Below are 7,915 nucleotides of genomic sequence, written 5' to 3'. Positions count from 1 at the left end.
TTCCTCTAATTTAAAAATTATCCGTTAAATAATCACAAGCAAATATTTTATTTTAATGGAAAATAAAAAAAATGCAAAAATACTTCCCCTGTAATAAGTCTTTTTTCTGTCTATTTTCTGTCTCCGATAATTAAAATAAAAAGATGTTTATTTTAGAGTTAACTTTTCAGATTAAGAGCATCTGTCAGATTTGCCCTGAAAGTGCTTAAAGTGTTTATTACTTTAAAATAATCCATTCTTTTAGGGCCTATTATCCCTATTGAACCTATGGAATTTCCATCATAGCAGTATTTTGTCGATACAAGGCTTAAGTCGCAGGTATCTTTTCCATAAATCTCACTGCCTATTCTGACATCTATTTCCTCATCACAGGAATAATTTTCAAGCAGTTCCATAAGAAGATAATCATTTTCAAGAAGATCTATAATGTTTTTGACTTTGTTGAAATCGATGAATTCCGGATCTTTCAAAATGCTTAAAGCGCCTTTTATAAATATACGGTTGTAGTGGCTGGTATTTTCCTCAAAACTTTTTATTATTTTCAGCATTTTATTTATCATGAAAAGAAGAGAGCCTTCATTCTCAAGAATCTTTATTTTAAGATTTTCATTTATCTCATGTATATATTTGTTTTTTAATTCCGTGTTGAGTATGTTTCTTACTCTCTGAAGATCAAGGTCATTATATTCGCCTTCGATTTCAAAAGATGCTTTTATCACTCTGCCTGAATCTGTAATTAAAATAAACATATATCTGTTATCGCTTCCGAAATTAATTATTTCTATATGCCTGAACCTGTTTCTGTTTATTTCAGGCGCAACAACCATGGAAAGATAATTTGTAAATTTAAAAAGAAGCTCAGCAGCAAGAATAAGTATTTTTTCAAGATCCATATTTTTATCCACCGGGATATTTATGGGCAGATTCTTCTTTCCGATACCGGCTTTAACAAGCTGGCCTTTAAGGACAAAATTATCAACATAATATCTGTATCCCTGGTCGGTCGGTACCCTGCCTGCAGATGTGTGGGGATGAGACAGAAAACCCATCTCCTCAAGCTCGGACATCTCTTTCCTGATTGTTGCAGAACTCAGATTTAATTTATTGTTTTCAGCAATATAGCTTGATGAAACAGGTTCGGCTTTGTCTATAAAGCTGTCTATTATGTTTTTTAATATTTCTTTTTTTCTCTGATTGAGCTTCATTTCTCACTCTGCCTTTATAAAAACAATATTATACTATAAAAAAAGTATTTTGAAGCCAAAAGAAGCCTGACTATTTACAATAAGGCTTTTTTTGATTAATATGTTCTGTATAAATCAGTTTTGTTTTTTTAAAAATTTAATTTAAGTTCGGGGAGCTTTTTAGCTGAGAGGATTGGAATACCAATCGACCCTTTGAACCTGACCTAGGTAATGCTAGCGTAGGAATGTTTTTAAAAGGCCGCTTGCATTTATGTGTATGGCGGTTTTTTTATTTTATTATTTTATTATTTTATTTTGAAATTTTCTTTTCTTTTTACCGATTTACTTAAATTTATTTTTATCAATATGCAGGATATGAAAAATTTAAATGAATCAGAAAAAACAGAGGTTATGAAAATGAAGAATTGTTTGATTATATCAAACGGCGAGATAAAGGATTTTCAAAAAATCAAAAGTAATCTTGAAAATTATTATGACCTGGATAAAGACACCTTGATAATATCTGCGGACGGAGCTGTTTCTCTTTGCAGAAATATGGATCTGTGCCCCGATATTATAATCGGCGACATGGATAGTGCCGCAGAAAATGATATAGAGTATTTTGTCACTATAAACAGGAAGGCAGAGATAATAAAATTTTCAAAAAATAAAGATGAAAGCGATACACAGCTTGCAATAGATTATGCAGTTAAAAAGGGTTGCAGACAGATCATTATTGCAGGAGCCCTCGGCAATCGAATAGATCACAGTCTTGCAAATATATTCAATCTTTTTTCAGAGAATTACAATGGAATCGATCTGAAGATAATGGATGAAAATTTTGAAATATCCGTATTAAGGCAGTCGACAAGTATTTCGGGCAGGACCGGAAAAAAGATATCTGTCTTTTCCATGACACCGTATACCTTTTTTATAAACACAGAAGGCTTAAAGTATAAATTAAAAAACGAAAAACTTTTATTTTCTCCGATCAGAGGCCTTAGCAATATTTTTACGGATGATGTCGCCAGGATGGATTTTTCTGAAGGAGTTCTGCTGATTGTGAAGGAAATATGACAAACATGCGGTTGGTTAAAAAAATGAAAAAGAAAAAAAATATAGTTTTTAATTTCTACTCAGTACTTTTTTTTATTCTTATTCTTGCAGTCTGGGAGATTGTTTCAAGAACAGGCGCTTTCCCTGAATACATCCTGCCTGCACCGACAAAAATATTATCATCGGTTTTTATAAATTTCAGATTATACCGGTTTGATCTTATAATCACTATTATTGAAACTCTGTCAGGATTTCTTATTGCAATGGTGCTTGCTTTTATAACTTCAGTGCTTATGGATTCATTTAAGGCTGTAAATAAAATATTATATCCGCTCCTTATAACATCGCAGACCATACCGATAATCACTCTTGCGCCTCTGTTTATAATATGGTTCGGTTATGGACTGCTTCCTAAAATAATAATAGTTATTCTGATATGCTTTTTTCCAATAACCGTCAGCCTTCTGTCAGGATTTGCCAATGCTGATTATGAACAGATAAACCTTTTGAAATCCATGAAAGCCAATAGATTTCATATATACAAATATATAAAACTCCCATCTTCGCTTCCGGGCTTCTTTTCAGGCCTGAAAATAGCAGCCACTTACAGCATCACGGGTGCGACCATAGGCGAATGGGTCGGAGGCAAAGATGGCATAGGAGTATTCATGATTAGGGCAAAACATTCATTTGCAACAGATAAAGTATTTGGAGCAATACTTATTATTACCATACTCAGCATTTTGTTCATCAGACTGATTGATGCAATAGAAAAAAAATCAATGCCCTGGAAAAAATTTGAAAAAAATGAAGTTCTTGAAGAATAAAGAATAAATAATCTGTCAGCTAAAAAACAAATATTATCGGTAAAATTTATTATCTTAATATAGGGGGGATTTAAATAAAAACTGAAAAAAGAAGATTTAAATTAATTTTATTTATGGCGCTTGCAGCAATAGCTGCCACAGTGCTGATTGCAGGTTGCGACAAAGCCGGCACAGACGGCAGTAATACAGAATCAGGCAAGTTTAAAACAGAAAAGATAACCATTGTCCTTGACTGGGTACCGAATACAAATCATACCGGCATCTATGTCGCAAAGGAAAAAGGTTATTATGGGGAAGCCGGTCTTGGGGCAGATATAGTGCAGCCTGCTGAGGGAGGCTCAGCAGACCTTATTGCTGCCGGCAAAGGAGAATTCGGGATAAGCTATCAGGAACAGATTATATATGCAAGGACTGCCAGTCCGTCACTGCCGGTAGTGGCAATAGCGGCGATAATTCCCCGCAACACTTCAGGATTTGCATCCATGAAAGAAAAAAATATAACCACCCCCAGGGATTTTGAAAATAAAATATACGGCGGATGGGGTTCACCGGCAGAAGATGCGATGCTAAAAGGTCTTATGGAAAAATATGATGCTGATTTTTCAAAACTAAGCATTGTAAACATAGGAGCTTCGGACTTTATTACAAGCGTACAGAGAGATGTGGATTTTTCCTGGATTTTTTATGGCTGGGACGGAATAGCATCAGAGATAAAGGATTTTGATATCAACTTCATGCTTCTGCAGGATTTTGATAAAAGACTTGATTTCTATACTCCTGCCATAATTATCTCCGAGAAGACACTCTCAGGCAAAAAAGAGCTTGTGCAGAAATTTGTGGATGCAACACGTAAAGGCTATCTTTACGCAATTGAAAATCCCGATGAATCCGCAGAGATTTTATTAAAAAACGCACCTGAGCTTGACAGGGAAATAGTATTGAAAAGCCAGCAGTATCTGAGCAGCAGATATATGCCTGAAAACGGAAAGTGGGGTTATATGGAAGAAGAAATATGGAAAAACTTTTCAGATTGGATGTTTGAAAATGAATTAATCACCCGGAAGCTGGACTATAAAAATGCCTATACAAACGAGTTTCTTGAATAATGAATGACAAAATAAAAGTAACTGAAATAAAAAAGAGCTACAGCGACCTTGACACCATTGAAAATATCAGCCTGACCCTGAAAGAAAACAGGATTGTATCTATAATAGGGCCGAGCGGCTGTGGAAAGACTACATTGTTTGAGATTATTTCAGGACTTGACAGGCCTGACAGGGGCAGCGTTTTCATAGAAGGAATAGAATATACCGGAAGAACAGGAAGGGTAAGCTATATGCGCCAGAAAGATCTTCTTTTGCCATGGCTTACAATTCTTGATAATGTAAGTCTGCCTGTTGTCCTTAAAGGTGAAGAAAAGGAATCTGCAAGAAAAACAGCTCTGGGATTCTTTGAAGTCTTCGGCCTGAAAGGATTTGAGAATTACTATCCAAGCCAGCTTTCGGGAGGCATGAAGCAAAGAGCAGCTTTCCTGCGCTCATACATGTTTTCTAATGACATCATGCTTCTTGATGAACCTTTCGGAGGACTGGACGCAATAACCAGAAGAAAAATGCAGCTCTGGCTTCAGGAACTTATAAGCAGATTCCGGTCTTCAATACTTTTTATAACCCACTCGGTAGATGAAGCTGTTTTTCTTTCAGATGAGATATATGTTTTATCAAAAAGACCCGCAACGGTCATTGAAATTCTGGAAATAAATTTAAAAAAGCCAAGAGACATCAGCGTGTTTTCATCAGCTGATTTTATAAAAATCAAAGAAGAAATATTAAGCCTGCTTAATATTTAGATTATTTTTCCGATATCAAGCATTATATCGGTATAAATCCTGGAAGCGTTAATAATGTTCTCAAGAGGAATATATTCATCCCTGTTGTGAATAACTTCGGGAATTCCGGGACCAAGTATTATTACCGGAACTGATGCATAGGTATTTAACACAGAGCCATCGGTTGCATAAGACAGGGCAATCTTTCTTTTCCCTGATGCATGCCGTCCTATTATCTTTTTAATCTCCTTTGCCATTCTGCTTTCCGGCTGAACAAAAGATGCATCAAGACTGTCGACTATTTTAAGCTCATACTCATTCTTTCTGAACGAAGATGACAATATATCTTTTATCTTTTTTTTGACATTCTCAACCGTTTCAGGAGGAGATAGTCTTATATCCAGGCCTGCGACACATGTGTCAGGTACGACATTGAACGGACCGTCTGCATTTAAGAAACCCACATTTACAGTGCTTTTCGGAAAGAACTTTTCATTTTTAACAAAGAATTCCGGTTCCAGAATCTGGGAAATAAAATTCATCGCCATAAGCACTGCGCTTTTCCCTTTGTCGGGTGTTGAGCCATGGGCTGCCTTGCCTTTGAATTTTACTTCAAACCATATCTGACCTTTTGAGCCAAGGCCAAGATTAAGATTTGTCGGCTCCCCCACTATCATAAGCCTGGTATTATTCGTTAACTCATTTTCGAGAAGATGCAGCGCTCCTGCTTTATCTGCTTCCTCATCTCCCGTGAATGCAAAAAATATATCATATCTGGGTTTGAAGTTGGTTCTGACAAGTTCTTTTAAAGCATAAAGCATGGCTGCCACTCCGCCCTTCATGTCTGATGTTCCCAGCCCGAACATTTTCCCGCCCCTGACATCTGCCATAATGCTGTTATCGGGGCCTTCAACAGAATCAATATTGATTGTATCAAGATGTCCGCACATCAGAAGATTTCTCCCGGATTCAGTTCCGGGATAATATGCGATAAGACTTTTTCTGTCTTTTTCATGGGAGATAATTGCATTATCGACTCTTATTTTTTCAAGAAAATCAGAAATATAGCTGGAAATTTCGTCTTCACCATGAGGCCTGTTGCGTGAATCTATTTTTACCAGCTCAAGAGTTGTATCAATTATTGCTTTATTTTCCTGCTGCATAATCCCCTATATTATAAAACATATATCTCTTAAAATTCATATAAAAAATATTTATATTTAGCTGTAAAATCATTTGCTCTTCTTTTTTATGGGAGCAATACTTGCAAGCAGCTTCTTAAGACCGGCGGACTTGAAAGCAACATCCAACTCCAGATCATCGGTAATATTTTTTACCCTCAGTATCTCGCCGTCTCCCCATAGTTTGTGCTCAACAATATCCCCTGTTGCAAACCCCATAAAGTCTTTTTCCCTTTTAAAATCAGGATTAATATCTTTCTTTACCCTGTTCCGTGAAAAAATAAACTGATTTTTTACTAACGGATTTTCATCTATAAAATACTTTTTCGGTATCTCCTCAATAAATCTGGAAACAAGCCTCTCACGCTGGTCTCCGTAAATAAAATGCATTATTGAAGAAGTCATAATAAGTTTGTTTTTTGCCCTGGTCATTCCCACATAGCAAAGTCTTCTTTCCTCCTCAATATCATCATAGCCGGAAGTTATACTTCTTATGTGAGGGAAAATGCCTTCTTCCATTCCGATCATAAACACATTGTCAAACTCCAACCCTTTGGCATTATGAAGGGTCATAAGAATAACTGTATCGGCACTTTCATCGAAATTATCAATATCGGAAATCAGAGCAATTTCCTGAAGGAACTCAACAAGTTCAAGCTTCTCTGAATTTGCGGTTTCATGCCTCTCCTCAAACTCTTTGATAACCGTGAGCAGCTCTCGCAGGTTTTCTATCCTGCTCATAGCCTCAATCGTATTCTCTTCATTTAGCTCTTTTATATAACCCGTCTTTTCCCATATAAACTCCAGGGTCCGGCTTATTGTATTTTTCATAGCATAATCAGCCAGTAGCTCAATAAGCTTTATGAAGTTCCTGATTTTTGATTTTATGCCCGAATTCAAAGTATTTATTTTGTCAAAATCATAAAATGCCTCACAGAAACTTATATCATTCTTAAAAGCATATTTTGCGATATTGTCCATGGATACTTTTCCTATGCCTCTGGCAGGAACATTTATGACTCTCTGTAAACTCACAAAATCATTGGGGTTGGAGACAAGCTTTAAGTAAGCAAGCATATCCTTGATTTCTTTCCTGTCATAAAATTTAAGGCCCCCAAAAATTCTGTAAGGTATTTTTTCTCTTATAAAAGTCTCTTCAATCACTCTGGACTGGGCATTGGTCCTGTAAAATATGGCAAAATCCTTAAAGCTCTTATTTTCATTGTCTTTTATTTTTAATATTTTCTCAGCGATATACTTTGCTTCTTCCTGTTCGTTCTGCGCCCTGTATCTGGTTATAAGTTCACCTGCAGGATTGCTTGTCCACAACTCTTTTTTGCTTCTTGAGTAATTGTTCCTGATAAGTTCATTTGCAGCGCCGAGTATGTTTGATGTGGATCTATAATTCTGTTCAAGTTTGATTATTCTTGTATTGCCAAAATTTTTATCAAAATTAATTATGTTTTTTATCTGAGCTCCCCGCCACGAATAAATACTCTGATCGTCATCTCCCACTGCAAATACTTTGTTTCTGCCATCAAACAGCATAAGAATAAGTTCGTTCTGGGCAAGATTGGTATCCTGGAATTCATCTACCAGTATATATTTAAACTGCTGCTGATATTTCTGAAGAGTATCAGGATATTCCTTAAAAAGATTTACCGTAAAAAGCAGAAGATCGTCAAAATCAAGCGCATCCGCTTCTTTTAATTCCTTTTCATAATTTTTAAATACATGCGCAACCATTTTTTCAAAAGGATCGAATGCTTTTCTTGCATAATCTTCAGAGTCTCTGAGCATATTTTTTGTAGCGCTGATAGCTTCCTGGACAGATTTGGG

The 7,915-nt window shown here is 36.0% G+C and carries 7 protein-coding genes and 1 riboswitch; of the genes, 4 read left to right on the top strand and 3 right to left on the bottom strand.

The annotated features are described in order from the left end of the window. Window positions 1-158: 158 nt before the first annotated feature. Window positions 159-1,205: a heat-inducible transcription repressor HrcA gene (gene hrcA / locus GXZ93_03780; protein ID HHT78900.1), complete on the bottom strand. Its 1,047-nt coding sequence runs from the start codon at window positions 1,203-1,205 to the stop codon at window positions 159-161. Between the two features lie 138 nt (window positions 1,206-1,343). Beyond that, window positions 1,344-1,447: riboswitch (TPP riboswitch) on the top strand. Window positions 1,448-1,559: 112 nt separating this feature from the next. Between hrcA and GXZ93_03775 the strand changes: the two genes are divergently transcribed. The 4 genes from GXZ93_03775 to GXZ93_03760 all read left to right on the top strand — a co-directional run bounded on the left by GXZ93_03775 (window position 1,560) and on the right by GXZ93_03760 (window position 4,916). Continuing rightward, the gene (locus GXZ93_03775; GenBank protein HHT78899.1) at window positions 1,560-2,261 is read left to right on the top strand and encodes a thiamine diphosphokinase; all 702 of its coding nucleotides are present in this window, start codon (window positions 1,560-1,562) and stop codon (window positions 2,259-2,261) included. Window positions 2,262-2,284: 23 nt separating this feature from the next. Further along, a complete protein-coding gene (locus GXZ93_03770) occupies window positions 2,285-3,067 on the top strand; it encodes an ABC transporter permease (GenBank protein ID HHT78898.1) in 783 nt (260 codons plus the stop codon). A 113-nt stretch (window positions 3,068-3,180) separates the two neighbouring features. Beyond that, entirely contained in the window at window positions 3,181-4,173 is a 993-nt protein-coding gene (locus tag GXZ93_03765; GenBank protein ID HHT78897.1) for an ABC transporter substrate-binding protein, read from the top strand. Beyond that, complete coding sequence (locus tag GXZ93_03760; GenBank protein ID HHT78896.1) at window positions 4,173-4,916, top strand: ABC transporter ATP-binding protein; 744 nt, start codon at window positions 4,173-4,175, stop codon at window positions 4,914-4,916. Before GXZ93_03765 ends, GXZ93_03760 begins: the two co-directional genes overlap by 1 nt. On the opposite strand, the gene GXZ93_03755 is transcribed toward GXZ93_03760, so the two are convergent. Continuing rightward, the gene (locus GXZ93_03755; GenBank protein HHT78895.1) at window positions 4,913-6,058 is read right to left on the bottom strand and encodes a M20 family metallopeptidase; all 1,146 of its coding nucleotides are present in this window, start codon (window positions 6,056-6,058) and stop codon (window positions 4,913-4,915) included. The genes GXZ93_03760 and GXZ93_03755 overlap by 4 nt on opposite strands. A gap of 69 nt (window positions 6,059-6,127) precedes the next feature. Then, window positions 6,128-7,915, bottom strand: a 1,788-nt coding sequence (locus tag GXZ93_03750; GenBank protein HHT78894.1) for a UvrD-helicase domain-containing protein, incomplete at its 5' end; no start/stop codon positions are given.

The organism is Actinomycetota bacterium (assembly GCA_012837825.1).
Classification (GTDB): domain Bacteria; phylum Actinomycetota; class Humimicrobiia; order Humimicrobiales; family Humimicrobiaceae; genus Humimicrobium.
This window is presented reverse-complemented; position numbering and strand designations above follow the sequence as displayed.